The organism is Paraburkholderia sp. DD10, from assembly GCF_049177125.1.
Classification (GTDB): Bacteria; Pseudomonadota; Gammaproteobacteria; order Burkholderiales; family Burkholderiaceae; genus Paraburkholderia; species Paraburkholderia terricola.
Genome location: NZ_CP185393.1, coordinates 2,225,769 through 2,244,141 on the forward strand (window position 1 = coordinate 2,225,769; position 18,373 = coordinate 2,244,141).

At 63.5% G+C, this 18,373-nt stretch carries 17 protein-coding genes; 10 read left to right on the forward strand and 7 right to left on the reverse strand.

The genetic code is table 11. The features are described 5' to 3' along the window. Window positions 1–10 precede the first annotated feature (10 nt). The 5 genes from ACOCG7_RS25205 to iolE all read left to right on the forward strand — a co-directional run bounded on the left by ACOCG7_RS25205 (window position 11) and on the right by iolE (window position 7,015). Complete coding sequence (locus ACOCG7_RS25205) at window positions 11–1,168, forward strand: ABC transporter permease (protein ID WP_114162920.1); 1,158 nt, start codon at window positions 11–13, stop codon at window positions 1,166–1,168. Window positions 1,169–1,181: 13 nt separating this feature from the next. Continuing rightward, window positions 1,182–2,009 (forward strand): ATP-binding cassette domain-containing protein, encoded by an 828-nt coding sequence (locus ACOCG7_RS25210; RefSeq protein WP_073432681.1) that lies wholly within the window; start codon window positions 1,182–1,184, stop codon window positions 2,007–2,009. 65 nt (window positions 2,010–2,074) lie between these two features. Further along, window positions 2,075–4,114: a bifunctional 5-dehydro-2-deoxygluconokinase/5-dehydro-2-deoxyphosphogluconate aldolase gene (locus tag ACOCG7_RS25215; RefSeq protein WP_244744818.1), complete on the forward strand. Its 2,040-nt coding sequence runs from the start codon at window positions 2,075–2,077 to the stop codon at window positions 4,112–4,114. Then, window positions 4,111–6,078 (forward strand): 3D-(3,5/4)-trihydroxycyclohexane-1,2-dione acylhydrolase (decyclizing), encoded by a 1,968-nt coding sequence (gene iolD / locus ACOCG7_RS25220; RefSeq protein WP_244744817.1) that lies wholly within the window; start codon window positions 4,111–4,113, stop codon window positions 6,076–6,078. Before ACOCG7_RS25215 ends, iolD begins: the two co-directional genes overlap by 4 nt. Before the next feature lie 10 nt (window positions 6,079–6,088). Then, window positions 6,089–7,015 (forward strand): myo-inosose-2 dehydratase, encoded by a 927-nt coding sequence (gene iolE / locus ACOCG7_RS25225; protein ID WP_244744816.1) that lies wholly within the window; start codon window positions 6,089–6,091, stop codon window positions 7,013–7,015. A gap of 8 nt (window positions 7,016–7,023) precedes the next feature. Here the strand turns inward: iolE and ACOCG7_RS25230 are convergent, their stop codons facing one another. Further along, on the reverse strand, window positions 7,024–8,199 hold the full coding sequence (locus ACOCG7_RS25230; protein ID WP_073432973.1) for an IS110 family transposase: 1,176 nt from the start codon (window positions 8,197–8,199) through the stop codon (window positions 7,024–7,026). Window positions 8,200–8,441: 242 nt separating this feature from the next. On the opposite strand from ACOCG7_RS25230, the gene iolB reads away from it, so the two are divergent. The 5 genes from iolB (at window position 8,442) to ACOCG7_RS25255 (ending at window position 13,162) form a co-directional block, all read left to right on the forward strand. Then, window positions 8,442–9,242 carry a 5-deoxy-glucuronate isomerase gene (gene iolB, locus ACOCG7_RS25235; RefSeq protein ID WP_244744815.1) on the forward strand — a complete coding sequence of 267 codons (801 nt, stop codon included), beginning with the start codon at window positions 8,442–8,444 and terminating at the stop codon, window positions 9,240–9,242. 701 nt (window positions 9,243–9,943) lie between these two features. Next, window positions 9,944–10,600: a response regulator transcription factor gene (locus tag ACOCG7_RS25240; protein ID WP_244744814.1), complete on the forward strand. Its 657-nt coding sequence runs from the start codon at window positions 9,944–9,946 to the stop codon at window positions 10,598–10,600. 52 nt (window positions 10,601–10,652) lie between these two features. Next, window positions 10,653–11,285 (forward strand): hypothetical protein, encoded by a 633-nt coding sequence (locus ACOCG7_RS25245; RefSeq protein ID WP_244744813.1) that lies wholly within the window; start codon window positions 10,653–10,655, stop codon window positions 11,283–11,285. Window positions 11,286–11,350: 65 nt separating this feature from the next. Beyond that, window positions 11,351–12,430, forward strand: a complete 1,080-nt coding sequence (locus tag ACOCG7_RS25250; RefSeq protein WP_244744812.1) for a DUF535 family protein — start codon at window positions 11,351–11,353, stop codon at window positions 12,428–12,430. Window positions 12,431–12,508: 78 nt separating this feature from the next. Beyond that, complete coding sequence (locus ACOCG7_RS25255) at window positions 12,509–13,162, forward strand: hypothetical protein (protein ID WP_244744811.1); 654 nt, start codon at window positions 12,509–12,511, stop codon at window positions 13,160–13,162. 366 nt (window positions 13,163–13,528) lie between these two features. Here the strand turns inward: ACOCG7_RS25255 and ACOCG7_RS25260 are convergent, their stop codons facing one another. From ACOCG7_RS25260 to ACOCG7_RS25285, 6 genes are all read right to left on the reverse strand, one after another. Beyond that, entirely contained in the window at window positions 13,529–14,242 is a 714-nt protein-coding gene (locus tag ACOCG7_RS25260; RefSeq protein ID WP_244744810.1) for an ABC transporter ATP-binding protein, read from the reverse strand. Continuing rightward, the gene (locus ACOCG7_RS25265; RefSeq protein ID WP_154874529.1) at window positions 14,239–14,991 is read right to left on the reverse strand and encodes an ABC transporter ATP-binding protein; all 753 of its coding nucleotides are present in this window, start codon (window positions 14,989–14,991) and stop codon (window positions 14,239–14,241) included. The genes ACOCG7_RS25260 and ACOCG7_RS25265 overlap by 4 nt, the downstream gene beginning before the upstream one ends. Continuing rightward, the gene (locus tag ACOCG7_RS25270) at window positions 14,988–16,286 is read right to left on the reverse strand and encodes a branched-chain amino acid ABC transporter permease (RefSeq protein WP_416448065.1); all 1,299 of its coding nucleotides are present in this window, start codon (window positions 16,284–16,286) and stop codon (window positions 14,988–14,990) included. Before ACOCG7_RS25270 ends, ACOCG7_RS25265 begins: the two co-directional genes overlap by 4 nt. After that, window positions 16,279–17,217: a branched-chain amino acid ABC transporter permease gene (locus ACOCG7_RS25275; protein ID WP_347142887.1), complete on the reverse strand. Its 939-nt coding sequence runs from the start codon at window positions 17,215–17,217 to the stop codon at window positions 16,279–16,281. Before ACOCG7_RS25275 ends, ACOCG7_RS25270 begins: the two co-directional genes overlap by 8 nt. A gap of 4 nt (window positions 17,218–17,221) precedes the next feature. After that, entirely contained in the window at window positions 17,222–17,671 is a 450-nt protein-coding gene (locus ACOCG7_RS25280) for an acyl-CoA thioesterase (protein ID WP_083086636.1), read from the reverse strand. A 118-nt stretch (window positions 17,672–17,789) separates the two neighbouring features. Further along, complete coding sequence (locus ACOCG7_RS25285) at window positions 17,790–18,320, reverse strand: NUDIX hydrolase (RefSeq protein ID WP_244744808.1); 531 nt, start codon at window positions 18,318–18,320, stop codon at window positions 17,790–17,792. Between the last annotated feature and the right edge of the window lie 53 nt (window positions 18,321–18,373).

Sequence of the window (18,373 nt, forward strand, 5' to 3'; positions counted from 1 at the left end):
AGGAGACGTCATGGGTGTAGCCGGCAAACACTTTCCCCCGCCTGTCGAAACGAGCAACACCAATGCGGCGCCGTCGCATTCGGATTCCGATGAGCGCGTGCGCAAGGAATCATGGTTCGGTCATTTGCTGAACCGGCCGGAATTCGCCGCGATTTCCGGCGCGGTGCTGGTGTTCCTGGTTTTCGCGCTGACCGCCGGCGGTTCCGGCATGTTCAATCTCGACGGCGTGATGAACTGGTCGCAAGTGTCCGCCTATCTCGGGATACTGTCGGTCGGCGCATGTCTGTTGATGATCGCCGGCGAGTTCGATCTGTCGATCGGTTCGATGATCGGCTTCTCGGGGATGATGGTCGCGATTCCGTCCGTGTATTTTCACTGGCCGATCTCGCTCGCGATCCTGTTCGCGTTCGCCGGCTCCATGCTGCTCGGCGCGCTGAACGGCTATCTGGTGATGCGCACGCGCCTGCCGTCGTTCATCGTCACGCTCGCGTTTCTGTTCATCCTGCGCGGCCTCACGCTGGCGCTGTCGATCATGTTCGCGGACCGCACCATCGTCTCCGGCGTGGGCGATCTCGCGCAAAACGACTGGCTCGCCAATACGCTGTTTCATGGCGTGGCGTTCAACGGCTTCTTCACGATGCTCGCGCAACACGGCATCGGCACCATGCTCGATAACGGTCATGCGCTGGTGCCCGGCATTCCCAAAGTGATCTTGTGGTGGATCGCGCTCGCGGCTGTCTGCGCCTTCGTGCTCGCCAAGACACGCGCGGGCAACTGGATTCTCGCCGTGGGCGGCGACGCGAACGCCGCGAAAAACGTCGGCGTGCCGGTGCGCCGCGTGAAGATCTCGCTGTTCGTGCTGACCGCGTTCTGCGCATGCCTGTTCGCGGTGCTGCAAGTGTGCGACATCGGCTCGGCCGCGGCGGACCGCGGCTTGCAAAAGGAATTCGAGGCGATCATCGCCGCGGTGATCGGCGGCACCTTGCTGACGGGCGGTTACGGCTCGGTGGTCGGCGCCTGTTTCGGCGCGCTGATCTTCGGCGTCGTGCAAATCGGCATCACGTACACCAACGTCAGCTCCGACTGGTTCCGCGTGTTCCTCGGCGTGATGCTGCTGATCGCCGTGCTGTTCAATCACTACGTGCGCCGCCGCGTCGCGCAATCGTAACGAGGAGACGAACATGTCCGATACGACGAATACGGTAAGCACCGCAAGCGCGGCGCAGGACGACATCATTCTCGCGCTGGAGAACGTCAGCAAGTACTTCGGCAAGGTGATCGCGTTGAGCGGCGTGACCTTGCGCCTGAAACGCGGTGAAGTGCATTGCCTGCTCGGCGACAACGGCGCGGGCAAGTCGACGCTCATCAAGACGCTCGCCGGCGTGCATCAGCCCTCTTCCGGCCAGTATCTGGTGGACGGCAAGCCGGTGCTGTTCGAGTCGCCGAAAGACGCGCTCGATCTCGGCATCGCCACCGTCTACCAGGATCTGGCGCTGGTGCCACTGCTCTCGGTCGCGCGCAACTTCTTCATGGGACGCGAGCCGCAAAAGAAACTGTTCGGCTTTCTGAGCGTGATGGACCTCGAAACCAGCGCAACCACCGCGCGCGACAAACTCGCGGAAATGGGCATCAACGTGCGCGACCCGCATCAGCCGATCGGCACCATGTCGGGCGGCGAGAAACAGTGCCTCGCGATTGCACGGGCGATTCACTTCGGCGCACGCGTGCTGATCCTCGACGAACCTACCGCCGCGCTCGGCGTGAAGCAGAGCTTCAACGTGCTGAAGCTGATTCACAAGGCGCGCGCCAAGGGCATTTCGGTGATCTTCATCACGCACAACGTGCACCACGCGTATCCGATCGGCGACTCGTTCACGCTGCTCAATCGCGGCAAATCGCTCGGCACGTTCACCAAGGACACCATCAGCAAGGACGAAGTGCTCGACATGATGGCCGGCGGCGCCGAGATGCAGAAGATGATCGGCGAACTCGAAGGCGCGGAGATCTGATTCATTCGCGCGGCGTTCCGGTGCTTGCCGCGCCGGTCGCCGCGTACAGCCACTCAGGAACATTCATGGATCATTCCAGCACATCCAGCGGCGCCGCAACCGGAGTCGGGACGGCGGCCAGCCGCTTCGCGCCGGACCGCGGCCGCGACATCGTCTGCCTCGGCCGCCTCGCCGTCGATCTCTACGCGCAGCAAGTCGGCGCGCGGCTCGAAGACGTGTCGAGCTTCGCGAAGTACCTCGGCGGTTCGTCGGCGAATATCGCGTTCGGCTGCGCGCGCCTCGGCCTCGCCTCGGCGATGCTCGCGCGCGTCGGCAACGATCACATGGGCCGCTTTCTCACCGAAACCTTGACGAAGGAAGGCTGCGACGTCAGCCATGTGCGCGTCGATCAGGAACGCCTCACGGCGTTGGTGCTGCTCGGCCTGAAGGATCGCGATACCTTCCCGCTGATCTTCTATCGCGAGAACTGCGCGGATATGGCCGTGGATGAAGCGGATTTCGACGAGGCGTTCATTGCGTCGTCGAAAGCGCTGCTGATTACCGGCACGCACTTTTCCACCGAGCAGGTGAACCGCACGAGCCGCCGCGCACTCGATTACGCGCGACGCAACCAGGTGCGCACGGTTCTCGATATCGACTACCGTCCGGTGTTGTGGGGTCTCACCGGCAAGGCGGACGGCGAAACCCGCTTCGTCGCGAGCGAAGGCGTGACCGCGCATTTGCAGCGCATTCTGCCGCTGTTCGATCTGGTGATCGGCACGGAAGAGGAATTCCGCATCGCCGGCGGCAAAACCGAACTGGTCGACGCGCTCGCGATGGTGCGCGCCGTCACGCCGGCCACGCTGGTGTTGAAGCGCGGGCCGATGGGTTGCCAGATCATCGACGGCAAGGTGCCCGCCTCGCTCGACGACCTGCCGGTTCATGGCGGCGTGGAAGTCGAAGTATTGAACGTGCTCGGCGCGGGCGACGCGTTCGCCTCGGGCTTTCTCTCGGGATGGTTGCGCGATCAGCCGCTCGAAGCCTGCGCACGCGCCGCGAACGCGAGCGGCGCGCTGGTGGTTTCGCGCCACGGCTGCGCGCCCGCCATGCCGACGCCGGCCGAGCTCGACTACTTCCTGCGCGAAGCGAAAGCCGACCCGCAGCGCATGCGCCGCCCCGATCGCGACGCGACGCTGGCGCGCTTGCATCGCGTCTCGCCCGCGCGCAAGCAATGGAACGAAGTACTCGGCTTCGCGTTCGATCATCGCAACCAGTTCTTCGAACTCGCGCAGCAAACCGGCGCGGACGAAGCGCGCATCGCGCGGTTAAAGGGGCTATTCGTCGAAGCGGTGGCGCAGACCGAAAGCGCGTTGGGTCTGCAAGGCCGCATCGCCGTATTGATCGACGACCGCTATGGTCAGGACGCGTTGAACGCCGCGACCGGCCGCGGCTGGTGGCTCGGGCGTCCGGTGGAATTGCCGGGCTCCGTGCCGCTGGTGTTCGATCATGGCCGCTCGATCGGCACGACGCTCGTCGTGTGGCCGCGGGAGCATATCGCCAAGTGCCTCGTGCAGTTTCATCCCGACGAACCGATCGAACAGCGCCTCGAACAGGAAGCGCAATTGCGCGCGCTTTACGACGCGACGCAAGCGAGCGGGCATGAGTTGCTACTCGAAGTGATTCCGCCGAAGCACGCCCATCTGCCGCAAGGGCCGGACATCGTGTATCGCGCGTTGAAGCGCCTCTACAACATCGGCATCTATCCGGAATGGTGGAAGCTCGAACCGATGGACGCCGCGCAATGGCAAGCCGTCGACGCGCTGATCGCCGAGCGCGATCCGTATTGCCGGGGCGTGGTGCTGCTCGGTTTGGCGGCGGGCGTCGAACAGTTGAACGAGGGCTTTCGCGCGGCGGCGCAATCCGCGACGTGCCGCGGCTTCACCGTGGGCCGCACGATCTTTCACGAGCCGAGCCATGCGTGGCTCGCCGGCGAGATCGGCGACGACGAACTGATCGCACGCGTGCGCCGCACGTTCGAAACACTGATCGCATCGTGGCGGGCGGCTCGCGGCACATCAGCCGCGCAGTCCGCCACGGCGAGCCATCACCAGGAGCAGGCGGCATGAACCACCGCGTATTGCATCATGACGATGCGGCGTCCGCTCGAGGCACCGGCGAGGCAAGCTCGCGCCTCACCGGCACCGTCCGGCTGACGACCGCCCAGGCGCTCGTGCGCTATCTCGCCGCTCAACGCGTCGCGACCGAGGACCGCGGCGGTAGCGAGCCGCTCTTCGGCGGCGTGTTCGCGATCTTCGGGCACGGCAACGTCGCGGGAATGGGCGAAGCCTTGTATCAGCACCGCGACGCATTGCCCACGCTGCGCGCGCATAACGAGCAGGCGATGGCGCACAGCGCCATTGCGTATGCGAAGGCGCATTTCCGCCGCCGCATGATGGCGGTCACGACTTCCATCGGGCCGGGCGCGACCAATCTGCTCACGGCGGCCGCGCTCGCGCACGTGAACCGTCTGCCGGTGCTGCTGTTGCCCGGCGACATCTTCGTCTCGCGCGCGCCCGATCCGGTCTTGCAGCAGGTCGAGGATTTCAACGATGGCGGCGTGTCCGCCAACGACGCCTTCAAACCCGTGTCGCGTTACTTCGATCGCATCGTGCATCCGGCGCAGTTGCTCACCGCGCTGCCGCGCGCGCTTCGCGTGCTGACCGACGCCGCGTTGTGCGGTCCCGTCACGCTTGCGTTACCGCAGGACGTGCAGGCGCAGGCATGGGATTTCCCCGCGGACTTTTTCGCGCCGCGTGTCGTGACTTTTCATTCGCCCGCGCCGCGCGACGACGAGATCGACGCCGCATTCGCGCATCTGCGGCGCGCCAGGCGTCCGTTGATCGTCGCGGGCGGCGGCGTGCTGTATGGCCGCGCCAGCGACGCGCTGCACCGCTTCGCCACCACGCACGGCATTCCGGTCGCGGAAACGCAGGCCGGCAAGAGTTCGCTTGCATGGAACGATCCGTTGAACGCCGGCGCATTGGGCGTGACGGGCTCGCCCGCCGCGAACGCGCTCGCGCTCGACGCCGACTGCGTGCTGGCGATCGGCTCACGCTTGCAGGATTTCACCACCGGCTCGAACACGCTGTTCACCCAGGCCGAGCTGATCGGCATCAACGCCAACGCCTTCGACGGCGTCAAGCATCGCACGTTGACGGTCGAAGCCGACGCGCGTCTCGCGCTGGAGGCGCTCGCGGAACGCTTGCAAGGCTGGCACGCGGACCGCGCGTGGACGGCACGCGCGCACAAACTCGCGGCGAGCTGGCGCGACACGGTGAGCACGCTCACGCATGCGCCGCAACGCGAGACCGTGCTGCCTTACGAGGGCGACGTGATCGGCGCGGTGCAGCGTTCGAGCGCGGCGTCGGATAAGGACGATATCGTCGTGTGCGCGGCCGGCACCTTGCCCGCCGAATTGCACAAGCTGTGGCGCGCCGGCAGGCCGGGCGCGTATCACGTCGAGTACGGCTATTCGTGCATGGGCTACGAGATTGCCGGCGGTCTCGGCGTGAAACTCGCGCGCCCCGAGCGTGAAGTGATCGTGATGGTCGGCGACGGCAGCTATCTGATGATGAACAGCGAGATCGCGACTTCGGTGATGCTCGGCGCGAAGCTGATCGTCGTGGTGCTCGACAATCGCGGCTACGGTTGCATCAACCGCTTGCAACAGGCCTGCGGCGGCGCGCCGTTCAACAACCTGCTCGACGACTGCCTGCAAGGCCCGCTCGGCGCGCCGCGAATCGATTTCGCCGCGCATGCCCGCGCGCTCGGCGCGCAGGCCGAGCACGCCGCGAACATCGCTGAACTCGAAGCCGCGCTGCAACGCGCGCGCGCCGCCGATCGCACCTACGTGATCAGCATCGACACGGACCCCGCCCGCACCACCGACGACGGCGGCTGGTGGTGGGAAGTGGCCGTGCCCGAGGTGTCGACGCGCGATAGCGTGCGCGTGGCGCGTGCGAAATACGAAGCACAGCTCGCGGCACGCGCCGAACCGATGGCCGCCGCCGAGCGCACCGACAAGGAATGAGGACACCCGCATGACCACTTTCGACGTACGCATCGGCATCAATCCGCTCTCGTGGATGAACGACGATCTGCCTTCGCTGGGCGGCGAGACGCCGCTTGAATTGGCGTTGACGGAAGGCCGCCAGATCGGCTATCAAGGCTTCGAACTCGGCAACAAGTTTCCGCGCGAACCGCGGGCATTGAAGACGCTGCTCGCGCAATACGACCTCGCCTTGGTATCCGGCTGGTATTCGGGCCGGCTCGCGCGGCGCAGCGTCGAGGAAGAAATCGCCTCGGTCGGCCCGCATCTCGAACTGCTCGCGCAAAACGGCGCGACCGCGATGGTATACGGCGAAGTCGCCGATTCGATTCAGGGCGCGCCGCAGCCGCTGTATCAGCGCCCGCGTTTTTTCAGCGAGGCGCAATGGGCTGAATATGCCGCACGTGTCGATGAATTCGCGCGTTACACGCAGAGCCGCGGCGTGCGGCTGGCTTACCACCATCACATGGGCGCTTATGTCGAAACGCCCGCCGACGTCGATCAATTGATGTCGCGCACGAGCGATGCTGTCGGCCTGCTGTTCGATGCGGGGCACATCACGTTTGCCGGCGGCGATCCGCTCGCGGTGCTCGACAAACATATCGCGCGCGTATGCCACGTGCACTGCAAGGACGTGCGCCCCGCGGTGACCAGGCTCGCGCGCAATCGCAACTGGAGTTTTCTCGACGCGGTGATCAATGGCGCCTTCACGGTGCCGGGCGACGGCGCGGTGAATTTCCCGGCGATCATCGACCGGTTGAAGCGGCACGGCTATCGCGGCTGGCTCGTGGTGGAAGCGGAACAGGACCCGGTGGTGGCCCCCTCGTTCGAGTATGCGCAGAAGGGCTACAGAACATTGCGGACGTTGGTCGACGCACCGCTCGGCGCCGCAAGCAAGACTGATCAGGAGGCGGCCTAATGATTTTGTCAAGCAACCGGCAGCGGTTTAGGGGCATAGGGTGTCCTGTTGTGGAGGATGGCCCACAGCACATTCACGCGTCGTCTGGCCAGAGCAATGATGATCTGATGATGTCGCTTGCCCTCTTTGCGTTTGCGTGCGTAGAACGCGGCGCTCTCGGGACAGCGCATCGATGCGAATGCGGACTGATAGAAGATCCGCTTGAGACGCTTGTCGCCCTTCTGAGGTCGTTTGAGCCAGCTGGATTTGCCCGATTGCTTCAGGACGGGAGCCAGGCCAGCGGCCGAAGCCAATGCATCAGGCGATCTGAAGCGGACCGTTGGGCCTGCCACGGCGATGAATTCTGCCGTCAACAGCGCCCCCATGCCGGGCAGGCTGCGAATGAGGGCGGCGTCAGGGTGTGTAGTCAGCCTTGCTTCAATGTCGCGGTCCAGTTCTGCTTCCCGCTGGCGATTGCGAAGCGCCTCATCAGCCAGTTCCCTGATGAGGCTCGCTGTCAATCGCTCGCCGGGCAATGCAATCGTCTGCTTACCGGCACAGGCTCGTACCTGTGTCATGAGCTTGCGTGCAAATGCCTGGACTTTTCCCGCTTTCAGCTCAGCAAAAATCTGGTCGTTGGAAACAGCACGAAACTCCTCCGGCGTGACCCAACAGCGCAGCAGGGAGAGATCCGTTTTTCTGCGCAAATCCAGACAATGCTCGAGCTCTGGAAAGATGCTTGCAAGCAGGTCATGCATGCGGGCCAACCTGCGAGTCTGTTCTTCCGTCAGGTCACGACGCCGGGAGACCAGCAACCGAAGCTCGATATCGATTTCGCTATCCGCCGTTACCTTGCGCAAATCCCGCCGGGTACGGATGAGATCGGCAATAACTCGCGCATCACGGGGATCGCTCTTGGCTTCGCCACCCGCAGTTCCTTCGCGGGCACGGTTCACGGCCACACCAGGAATGTGCAGCAACTCAAATCCGGCTTCCAGAATGACTGCCTGAATCAACGAGGCGATTCCGCCAAGGATGTCGATGCCGACGCGTACCGGCGCCGGCAGCCTTCGCAGTTCATCGACCAAAGCCTGCAGGTCAGCCGGGGTATTCAGGAGCTTGTGATTGAGCAACAGAACACCCTGCGTATCTACCGCGCAAACCCAATGCACCTCCTTGGCAACGTCAATACCAACGTTGGTCATGGTGGTTCTCCTTCTACGAATTACAGGCGACCCTTTTATGCCAACCCTGCCCTACATAGCGATGATCCGCAGCGCCTAATCAGTGGTCAAAAAGGGATGGCGAAGAGGGGGGATACGCCTCCGGAGCCATGGACGGCAGCTAGCATGAAAACCATCCCCTCCCGCCGCCTGACTCACATTCTTGCGCAACGGAATGCTTCTGTCAGGCACTGTCGAAACAGCACTTACAAAGGTAGGGCAGCATGAGTTTATTGGTGAAGGCGCAGCGCGAAGGCCAGACGATCGCGCGAGTGACGCCGGAATCGGCGTGCTGGCGGTATGTGGGATTCGCCGCCTACCGGATGGGCACGAGCGAGGTGGTGCATCTGTTCGAGCCGTCGCGTGAGATGTGCATTGTCGTGCTCACGGGTTCGGTGGATATCGAAACCGCGGAGCGGACGTGGAGCTCGCTGGGCTCGCGCGATAGCGTGTTCGAGGATGCCGCGCCGCATGCGGTGTATTTGCCGCCCGGCGTGCGCGCGACGGTGCGTGCCTGCCGGGATGCGGAGATTGGCGTGGCTAGCGCGCCGGCGAAGGGCGAGCATGCCGCGAGGTTGATCGAACCTTCCTCGATGAAGCGCTCCACGCGGGGCAAGGGTCTGAATACGCGATACGTATGCGATATTCTTCCGCAGACGGAGCCTGCCGAGTCCTTGCTTGTCGTCGAGGTCAGGACGCCCGGCGGGCACGCGTCGAGCTATCCGCCGCATAAGCATGATACGGATAATGTGCCGCATGAGAGTTCGCTCGAGGAGACTTACTATCATCGGCTCGATCCGCCGCAGGGGTTTGCTTTTCAGCGCGTGTATACGGACATGCGGGATATCGATGAGTCGATGGCCGTTGAGAATCATGACGTGGTGATGGTGCCGCGTGGGTATCATCCGGTCGTTGTGCCTTATGGGTATGACTCTTATTACCTGAATGTCATGGCCGGGGCGCGGAGGGTTTGGCATTTTCGGAATGATCCGGCGCATGAGTGGATTGTTGGGAAGGAAGGTTGATGTTTTTGCCTGCTCGGCGCTTGGGGTTGTGGTTTTATGGTGTTGGCCTTTGCTTGATTTTCTAGTGGTCTATTAGCGTTGGCCTTTGCTTGATTTGTTAGTGGTCTATTAGCGTTGCCCCTGTGCGGGGCGGCACCTACTTTTCTTTGCCGGCCGCAAAGAAAAGTAGGCAAAAGAAAGCGGCTCACACCGCTAGCTCTTAAACGGGTCCCCTGGCTCGGAGGGGGCAGTGGTGCATCTGGAATCCGTGTTCTCGCACATTCCGCATTAGTGACAAAGCCGTCATTAGCTCCCACTCCGCACTACGTGCGTCGCGGATGGGGCTGCCAGGGAAACCAACGGGGCGGGGCGTTTGTGCGCCTTTGGGGGCCATCGGCTTCGCCTCGGCGATGCTCCGTCGTGAATCGATTGATTGGCGACGGTGCGCGCCGCGTTTCCGCGGGTACGCGTCTGCGAATACTGCGACGCTTTATCGCTTCAACATGCGGTCGTCGCATGTTATTTCCAATCTCATGGCTGACATCGAGACGCCTGCTTCGGCCAAAAACATTGGCAAAAACAGGACGCGTCCAATTGAGTCACGCCATGCTTATGGAATACCTTAGCAGGCTATCGAGTCATGCACCCGGTCTTCCAATGACCGTTCGTGCTACGCGCCCTCGTCATCCCGTGTTAACTGAACCAGCTTTGGAGCACGACCCATGGCAATAAAAGTCATCGCTGCGGATAGCCATCCGCTCTTTACGCTGGGAATCGAGTCCGCGCTCAGCAAATGCGACGACGTCGACCTGGTCGGAATCGCACACAGTAGTAGCGAACTCTTTACTTTGGCCGCTGACACTCCCTGCGACGTGCTCGTTATCGATCACTGCTCGTGCAGGTGGGACGGCTTCGGCTCATTGATGTCCGCGCTTCGTGCCGCTCACCCTCATTTGAAAATGGTCGTGCAGGTCTGCATGCACAACGCCGCGCTGCTGGCAACGATGTCGCGCTTAGGCATCGGCGCAGTGTTGCACAAATGCGATGCCGTCAACCACCTGGCGCACGCAATCCAGGCGGCACACGCCGGCGCCATCTACGTATCTCCCGCTCTTCAGTGTCTAAAGCCAATGGCGGGCAATCTCGACATATCTTGCGTACTGACCGCACGGGAAACGGAAATCCTGCGGCTGTTCCTATCCGGCCTTCCGGTATGCGAGATCGCCCGTAAGCTGCACCGCGCCAAGCAGACAGTCAGTGCCCACAAATCGAAGGCGATGAGAAAGCTGGGCGTGGAGTCAGACGCAGAACTCTTTGGTCTCAGGTATCTGGATGCCCTGTTCGCGATTAATGGTTTCCAGGAAGCTACGCAGACGTGATCGATCTCGCGGCCATTCTTCCACGATTAAGCGACTATCAAAGGCCATGCGTATGAATGCGCTATTCACGGCGCGGCAGTCGATCCACGCGGTAATTGCCCCTTTGCTTGTTTCGGCGCTTAGCGGATGCTCCAACCCATTTGCGGATCACTACCGGCAGTTCGCCAATCACGGTACGTATCTGCCGGACTTCGAAAATTCGCCGGAACTTGTCGCAACCGAAGCGTTAGAGAGCCGCCGTAATGAACTGAAAGCCCGCAACATGGTTCAGATCGGCCAATCTGTTTTCAGGGAATCGAAGTACGGATGGGCCCTCGAAGACGCGTTGGCACAGGGGCGTGTCACTGGCGCAAGGGTCGTGCTGTTCTCCGAGAGATCGGCTGGCGTACAGTCGAGCACGTTAGCCGTTAACGTCCCGCAAACAAGGCAAGAATACGAGCGCTGGTTGACACGCGGCCACCGCTCCGCGGCATACAACGGCCACGATTCGGGCGACGAGCCTTTCTGCAAACCGGGACAAGCACTGGAAGGCAGGTCACCGTTGGGCTATCCCATGAAGCAGCGCCCAGATGCGACGACATCCTGCATCGTGTCCACGGTAGACGTCGTGGATTATCTCGCTGAGTACTGGGGCGAGAAGCGAGCAGTTGATGCTGCTGCATCGAACAACGCCGTAGAAAACTGAGTCCTATTTTTAATTCCGCAGTACCCCCGTTGCTACGGGGCAGACCAGACTAAAGGGCGTTACGTATGCAACTAACTCGGCGAAGATTGGAAGTGCCCACCGGTACATCGAAGGCGGACACTTTTCAGTTTTCATTCCAACGTATTTCCGCCAATCCTCTGACACTGCTGCGCTCAATTTCGCTCATAACCGCGAGTGCGCAGCAGGCCTATCCCGGCTCATCGTCATTTGAACGCTTGAGGCGTCTACGGTTCTTTTGCAGATCACTGCTGTGGTGGCGGCCTACTGTCAGTTGGCTTGGCTTGTGCACCCAACCTCCTCTGGCACACCTGGCGCGACACTGCCCGACCATGCTCGAACGAATGCACCGTCCTTTTCTGCATGGCAGTTTTACCGCGGAGCAGGCTTTTATCGTAAGCGCGCAACACCAGGCATTTACGCGGACTTCGATTCCGGGGGTCGTGAACAGTCTCGCTGCCGGCCATGGGCACCGCATAGCCAAGTTCGAAGTCGAGTCCGAGAACTGGCATGTGCTCATTGAATCGCTTGATCGATTCCAGAAGGAGGGCGACTGGACGCTCAGCATCCGTGATATTGGAGGATGGCGCCTGGTTTCATGCACATTCTCGCTCGCGCACATAGGTGGATGGATTTGTCGACCCCGGCTCTTGATCGGATGTGTGCAAGGCCCGGATCGGTCTGCCGGAGGGCAAGACCTCTTTCGTTCGCTGACGCGGAAATGGCACGGTTTACGGCCCAAGGACCTTATTGTTTATTTAGCTCAATCCCTGGCATTCGCGCTCGAAATCCGCAACGTCATGATCGTATGTCACGAGGCGCACATCTATTCGAGCTGGCGCTATCGATTCGGAAGAAACCGGATCGCCGCCGACTACGGGGCGCTCTCGAATCAGAGAGACAAGCGCAAAGTCTGGAAGGGTTGGTTCGTTCTCGGCAAGCCTCAACGTCCACATGAGGCGACGTTCAGGCAAACGACCGGTGCGCGGACTCGTCGGGAACGTCGAGAATCTCTGAAGGCGTCGCTTCATGTTCAGATCGGATCCGCCGTGGCAAGGGCCAGAGAAGCGAATTGCGCTCAGATGAAAGGTCGGCCGTGCAGGCACCGACGTTATCCGCGCCGCTGATTTCCTCCGCCGTTGCCTATGACGTCGCCCGACATTGTCGGCTCGCCATGCGCCAATAGCGCGCTTAACCCAAGAGTTATGACCTACGCCATTCTAAGCACGCCCGATATCGCGGATTCAGTGACCGAAGTGGATTGCGACGCATCGAAATGGATCGAGTACACGGACGGCGATTCGGTGTGTATAGCGAGGTTCCCCTCGCCAGTCAGCGAGACAATGCGCCAAGGGTTGCATGAGTATGCTCGCTGGAGTCTATGGGGAAACTTGTTCAGTTCCGGCGAGCAGCCGGTCACCGACGCTGACGTCGTCGACACAACATTGAATTGCCAGGCTGCGCCCACTGCGATCAGTTGGGGAGGATTTCTGGTGACCGCATACGACCAGCGCTCGCAGCATTTTCTGGTGTTCGCGGACCCGACCGGCAAGTTGCAGGCACAGTATCGCCAGGACGAACACGGACATTTACACGTAGCTCATGTGCCAAGGCCATGCAGACGAAAGGAGCCCGTGCAAAAGGCTGGACGGGATCGATTTCCTGCTCGCAACACGTTTCGTACGCACGAACGCCACAGCAACCGTGCGCGCCAGGAGTTCACTGTTTTGCCACAGGGGGCTGTCCTCTTATTCCGAAGCGGAGAGCTAAGCCTGCTGAGTCACATCTACCCGCGGAGCCCGGCGAAGGTGTTAAGCATTATCCAGAGGGCGAAGCTTCGCGTCGGCAATGCCTCTTGATGGAGTACTAGCGCTCCCCTCGAGCCAGCACCGAAGATCGCCAAAAGTACCGCGACGGCGCGCGCAGCGCCGCCGGAAGAATGACTGCTGTGTCACGAACGCGGAGTGCGCGAGAACACGGATTCCAGATGCACCACTGCCTCCTCCAAGCCAGGAGACCCACTTAAGAATTAGCGGTGTAAGCCGCTTTCTTTTGCCTACTTTTCTTTGCGGCCGGCAAAGAAAAGTAGGTGCCGCCCCGCACAGGGGCAACGCCAATAGACCACTAACAAATCAAGGAAAGGCCAACGCCAACGCGAACGCCATGTCACGACAACAAACCCCAAACACCACACCGCAATAAACCAGCCAGGCACCACCCCACCCTCACCCCACGCCAAGCCATTCCCTCGCCACCTCGGTCCGCCGCAAAAATACCGCGAGCTCGCCGTCGAACACGATCTCACCGTGCCCCATCACCGCGACCCGGCTGGCGATGTCCTGTGCGATCACGAGCCGCTGTTCGATCAGCAGCATCGCGACGCCGCGATCCCGCAGCATGCGCAGACACTGCGCGACCTGCGCGATCACCTGGCTTGCGAGACCCTCGCCAGGCTCGTCGATTACCAGCAAATCGGGGTCGCCGAGCAGCGCGCGGGCAAGCGTCAGCATCTGCTGCTCGCCGCCCGACAGCGCGCCGGCACGCGTGCGCTTCCGCTCGCGCAAAACGGGAAACAGCGCGTAAGCATCGTCGAAGCTAAAGCGCGGCATGCGGGCGCGCGCATGCGGCACGACACCGAGTTGCAGATTTTCGTGGACGCTCAGCGTCGGGAAAACGTCGCGCTGTTCGGGCACGTAGCCAAGCCCGAGACGCGCGATCTCGAAGGTGCGCAGCCCGCCGAGCGCGTGACCGGCGAAATGCAAGCCGCCCTCGCTGCGCACGAGGCCCATGATCGCGCGGGCGAGCGTCGAGCGGCCCGAGCCGTTGCGCCCGACCAGCGCCAGCACCTCGCCCGCCTCGATCCGCAACGTGACGCCGTGCAGCGCCTGGCTCGCGCCGTACCAGGCGTTGAGTTGCCGAATGTCGAGCAAGGCCGTCATGCGCGGAATCCGTCGCCGAGATAGGCGGCGCGCACCGCCGCATCCGCGCGAATCGCCGCCGGTGTGCCGGTCGCGATGATGCGCCCTTGTACCAGCACCGAAATGCGATCGGCGAGTGCGAACACCGCGTCCATGTCGTGCTCGACCATCAGCAGCGTGCGGCCCGCCGTGGTCGCGCGAATCAGCTCGATCGCGCGCGCCGCTTCGGCGCGGTTCATGCCGGCCGTCGGCTCATCGAGCAGCAACGTGTGCGCGCCGCCCGCGAGCGCGAGACCGAGGTCGAGCGCGCGCTGCTCGGCATAGCTGAGCGTGCCGGCCTGAAGGTGGCGGCGCGCGCTCAAGCCCACCGCGTCGAGTACCTGCTCGGCGCGCGCGTTCACCGTGGCCGAGCCGGTGAAACGCTGCCACCAGCGCGTGCGGTCGCGCTCGGCGAGCATCGCCGCGCAGCGCAGGTTGTCGAACACCGTCAGCCGGGCAAACACGCTGGTGGTCTGGAAGCTGCGCGCGAGGCCGCGGCGCGTGATCGCGGCCGGTGCGAGTCGCGTGATCTCCGCGCCGAACAGGTCGATGCGCCCCGCGTTCGGCCGCGCGCCGCCGGCGATCAGATTGAAGAGCGTCGACTTGCCCGCGCCGTTCGGGCCGATCAACGCATGGCGCTCGCCCGGCTCGATCGCGAGATCGACGCCGCGCAGAATCCGCGTGGACCCGAAGCGTTTTTCGATGCCGTACAGCGCGAGCGCCGGGATCATTGCGTGTCTCCGGCGATTCGCGTGGAGCGCGAGTTCATCGCAAGGCGCGCTTGCGCGCGAACGGCGTAGCGCGCCGACAGTGCGCCCAACGCGGCCAGCATGAATACGACGCCGCTGAACCATAGCGCCGACGACGCCATCCACAGCGGCAGGCCGTCGACGCCGAAAGACGCGCTGTCATCGATGCCGAATTGCACCGCGTATGCCCATTGCACCGCGAGCACGACAGCGAGCGTCCACAGCAACGCGGCAGCCGCGCCCCATAGATACATGGCGCGGCACATTCGCCAACCGCATGCCGCGACGCGTGCGATATGCCGTTGCATGAAGCCCGCGATGCCATCGGGTGATATCACCACGACCACGACAAAGAACAGCCCGAGATAGAACAGCCACGCCCGCGTGACGCTCGCCACCGCGACGCTGAAAAACGTCAGCACGACCGCGCCCGCCACCGGTCCGAAGAACGCCGCCGTGCCGCCGATCACCGTCGCGATCAGCACCGCGCCCGAGCGCATCATGCCGACGCTTTCGCTCGACACCAGTTCGACGTTGATCAGCCCCAGGGCGCCCGCGACGCCCGCAAAAAACGCCGACAACACCACGACGCCATGGCGAACGCGACGCGGATAGCAGCCGATCGCCGCGGCGCGCGCCGGGTTGTCGCGCACGGCGTTGGCAAGGCGCAGGAACGGCGTGCGCGACAGTGCGAACAGCGCGGCGCTCGCCAGCAGGCACCACAGCGCGATCAGCGCATACGCCTCGCGGGCCGGCCCGAAGCTCCAGCTTCCGAGCGCGTGGCCGCTCGCGCGATCGATCGCCACGCCCGCCTCGCCGCCGAACCAGTCGGGCAGCGTCCATGCGGCCGCCGACACGAGTTCGCCGATGCCGAGCGTGATCATCGCGAAGGCCGTCCCGGCACGCCACGTCGAGATGAAGCCGAACACGACGCCGCACAGCGCGCCGCCGAGTCCGCCGATCAACGGCAGCAGGACGAGCGGCACGCCGACGCGATTGAACACGTGCGCGGCGACGAGCGCGCCGAGTCCCGAGTAAGCGGCATGGCCGAAGGACAACAAGCCCGTTTCGCCGAGCAGCAGGTTGTACGAGAGCGCGAACACGATCATCGTCGCGGTCTGCGCGAGATAGGCGAGCAGCCAGCTTTGCGGCCAGATGAACGGCGGCACGGCGAGGAACAGCACGAGCGCGAGCCACGGCGCGATCAGCCGCCACATGCGGCGCGACGCCGAGGCGGAGGTGGCGGTCAACGCGGACGGTCCGAAGGGCTCACGCATGCTCGTCGCGCCGCCCGAAGAGTCCGCGCGGACGCAGCGCCAGCATTGCGACGAGCAGCAGATAGGGAATCAGCGGCGCGAGTTGCGCGAGCGTCAAGGCGTCCCATTCGGCGGGCAGCGATGCGCCGAACGCCGCCAGCACGCCGCCCAGCGACACGTCGCTCGACACCGCGAAGGTCTGCACGCAGCCGACCAGCAGCGACGCCGCCAGCGCGCCGCTCAACGAGCCCAGGCCGCCGATCACGACCACCACGAACACGATGGAGCCGAGCGATTCCGCCATCGCCGGCTCGATCACGAAGAGCGGCGCGCCGATCACGCCGGCCAACGCGGCAAGCGCCGTGCCGGCCGCGAACACGCCGGTGAATACGCGCGGCACGTCGTGGCCGAGCGCTTCGACCGCGCTCGCGTGCGTGAGCGCGGCGCGCACGATGAGGCCCGTCTTCGAGACGCGCAGCACCGCGTACAGCAGCGCGAGCATCACCAGCGACACCGCCATCATGAACGCCCGATAGCGCGCGAACGCCGCGCCGTAGAGCGTGAACAAGGGGCCGTCGAGCGCGGGCGGCACCGTCGCGCTCAATGGACTCAAGCCCCAGCCGAGCTTGACCAGTTCGCCCAGCAGATACGCCGCGCCGAACGTCAGCAGCAACTCGGGGAGGTGGCCGTGCACGCGCACGCGACGCAACAGCCAACGCTCGAGCGCCGCGCCGATTGCGCCGACGATCAGCGGCGCGATCACGAGCGCACTCCAGAAACCCGCATGCGCCGCCACCGAGAAACCGACGTAAGCGCCGAGCATGTAGAAGCTCGCATGCGCGAAATTCAGCACGCCGAGCATGCTGAAAATCAGCGTCAAGCCGGCCGACAGCATGAACAGCAGCAAGCCGTAGCTGACACCGTTGAGCAGATTGATGACGAACGACTGCACGCGCCTAGCCCGCCTGCCCGGCTACGTTTAGCGGTTCGAGCGCCGCGCGCAGATCGGCGGGCAAGCTCACGGGACGACGCGTGACGCGATCGACATACACGTGCACGAAGTGGCCCTGCGCGGCGGGCTCGTCGTCGCCTTCCTTGAAGAGCCCCACTTCATAGCGCACGCTCGACGTGCCGAGCCGCGCGACCCGCAAGCCGGCCTCGACGCGATCCGGAAACACCAGCGGCGCAAAGTAATTGCAGTGCGTCTCGACCACCAGCCCGATCGTCGCGCCATGCTCGAAGTCGAGCACGCCGGTGCGGATCAGATAGTCGTTGACCACCGTGTCGAAGTAGCTGTAATAGACGACGTTGTTGACGTGACCGTAGACGTCGTTGTCCATCCAGCGCGTGGTGATCGGCAGGAAATGCGGGTACGCGGCGCGGGCGGCGGGGGCGGGTTTGTTCATGGTGGCGTGGCGTCGGGGGTGGGGTTGCGTTTTGGCTGCGCTTGGGCTGCGTTTGGGCTGCGTTTGGGTTGCGTTGCGGCCGCGTTTGGGCTGCGTGTGCGTGCGCCGGGCGGGGGCGTTATTGCCCCGGCTTGTCGACGAACTCGAAGGGCAAGCCGCGCCGCCGCATCCATTCGCCGAGCGCCTGGCCGGTGCCCGCTCGCCACGGTCGCAACTTCGCCGGCTCCACCAGCCGGTATTCGAGCAATTCCGGCGACAGCGCGATCGTTCCATACGCCTTCACGTGATACGCGATGATCAGTTCGTTCTTGCGGATGAATTCATACACGCCGATCAGTTCGACGGTCTCCGTGTGCAGCGAGGTTTCCTCGAGCACTTCGCGCGCAATGCCTTGTTCCGGCGTCTCGCCGTTCTCCAGAAAGCCGGTGATCAGCGCGAACATGCCCTCCGGCCACGCCGCGTTGCGCGCCAGCAGAATCTTGCCCTCGTACTCGACGATCGCCGCGACCACCGGCAGCGGGTTATTCCAGTGGACGTAGCCGCATGCCGTATCGGGACAGGTTTGACGGATGCGGCCGCCTTCATGCTCGGCATCGGCGCGTTCGATCAACGGCGTGGAACAGCGCGGACAAAATCGGTATTCGGTCATGGCGAGTGGGCGCGTTTCGTGGCGTAGTTCGTGGTGTTGGGCCGGCTAGGTTT

Bases quoted from the DNA above. Each gene is read 5' to 3' on its own strand.
- ACOCG7_RS25285 (WP_244744808.1), bottom strand. From the start codon at position 18,320: ATGACCGAATACCGATTTTGTCCGCGCTGTTCCACGCCGTTGATCGAA.
- ACOCG7_RS25240 (WP_244744814.1), top strand. From the start codon at position 9,944: ATGGCAATAAAAGTCATCGCTGCGGATAGCCATCCGCTCTTTACGCTG.
- ACOCG7_RS25245 (WP_244744813.1), top strand. From the start codon at position 10,653: ATGAATGCGCTATTCACGGCGCGGCAGTCGATCCACGCGGTAATTGCC.
- iolD (WP_244744817.1), top strand. From the start codon at position 4,111: ATGAACCACCGCGTATTGCATCATGACGATGCGGCGTCCGCTCGAGGC.
- ACOCG7_RS25255 (WP_244744811.1), top strand. From the start codon at position 12,509: ATGACCTACGCCATTCTAAGCACGCCCGATATCGCGGATTCAGTGACC.
- iolE (WP_244744816.1), top strand. From the start codon at position 6,089: ATGACCACTTTCGACGTACGCATCGGCATCAATCCGCTCTCGTGGATG.
- ACOCG7_RS25230 (WP_073432973.1), bottom strand. From the start codon at position 8,199: ATGACCAACGTTGGTATTGACGTTGCCAAGGAGGTGCATTGGGTTTGC.
- ACOCG7_RS25210 (WP_073432681.1), top strand. From the start codon at position 1,182: ATGTCCGATACGACGAATACGGTAAGCACCGCAAGCGCGGCGCAGGAC.
- ACOCG7_RS25280 (WP_083086636.1), bottom strand. From the start codon at position 17,671: ATGAACAAACCCGCCCCCGCCGCCCGCGCCGCGTACCCGCATTTCCTG.
- iolB (WP_244744815.1), top strand. From the start codon at position 8,442: ATGAGTTTATTGGTGAAGGCGCAGCGCGAAGGCCAGACGATCGCGCGA.
- ACOCG7_RS25205 (WP_114162920.1), top strand. From the start codon at position 11: ATGGGTGTAGCCGGCAAACACTTTCCCCCGCCTGTCGAAACGAGCAAC.
- ACOCG7_RS25265 (WP_154874529.1), bottom strand. From the start codon at position 14,991: ATGATCCCGGCGCTCGCGCTGTACGGCATCGAAAAACGCTTCGGGTCC.
- ACOCG7_RS25250 (WP_244744812.1), top strand. From the start codon at position 11,351: ATGCAACTAACTCGGCGAAGATTGGAAGTGCCCACCGGTACATCGAAG.
- ACOCG7_RS25270 (WP_416448065.1), bottom strand. From the start codon at position 16,286: ATGCGTGAGCCCTTCGGACCGTCCGCGTTGACCGCCACCTCCGCCTCG.
- ACOCG7_RS25215 (WP_244744818.1), top strand. From the start codon at position 2,075: ATGGATCATTCCAGCACATCCAGCGGCGCCGCAACCGGAGTCGGGACG.
- ACOCG7_RS25260 (WP_244744810.1), bottom strand. From the start codon at position 14,242: ATGACGGCCTTGCTCGACATTCGGCAACTCAACGCCTGGTACGGCGCG.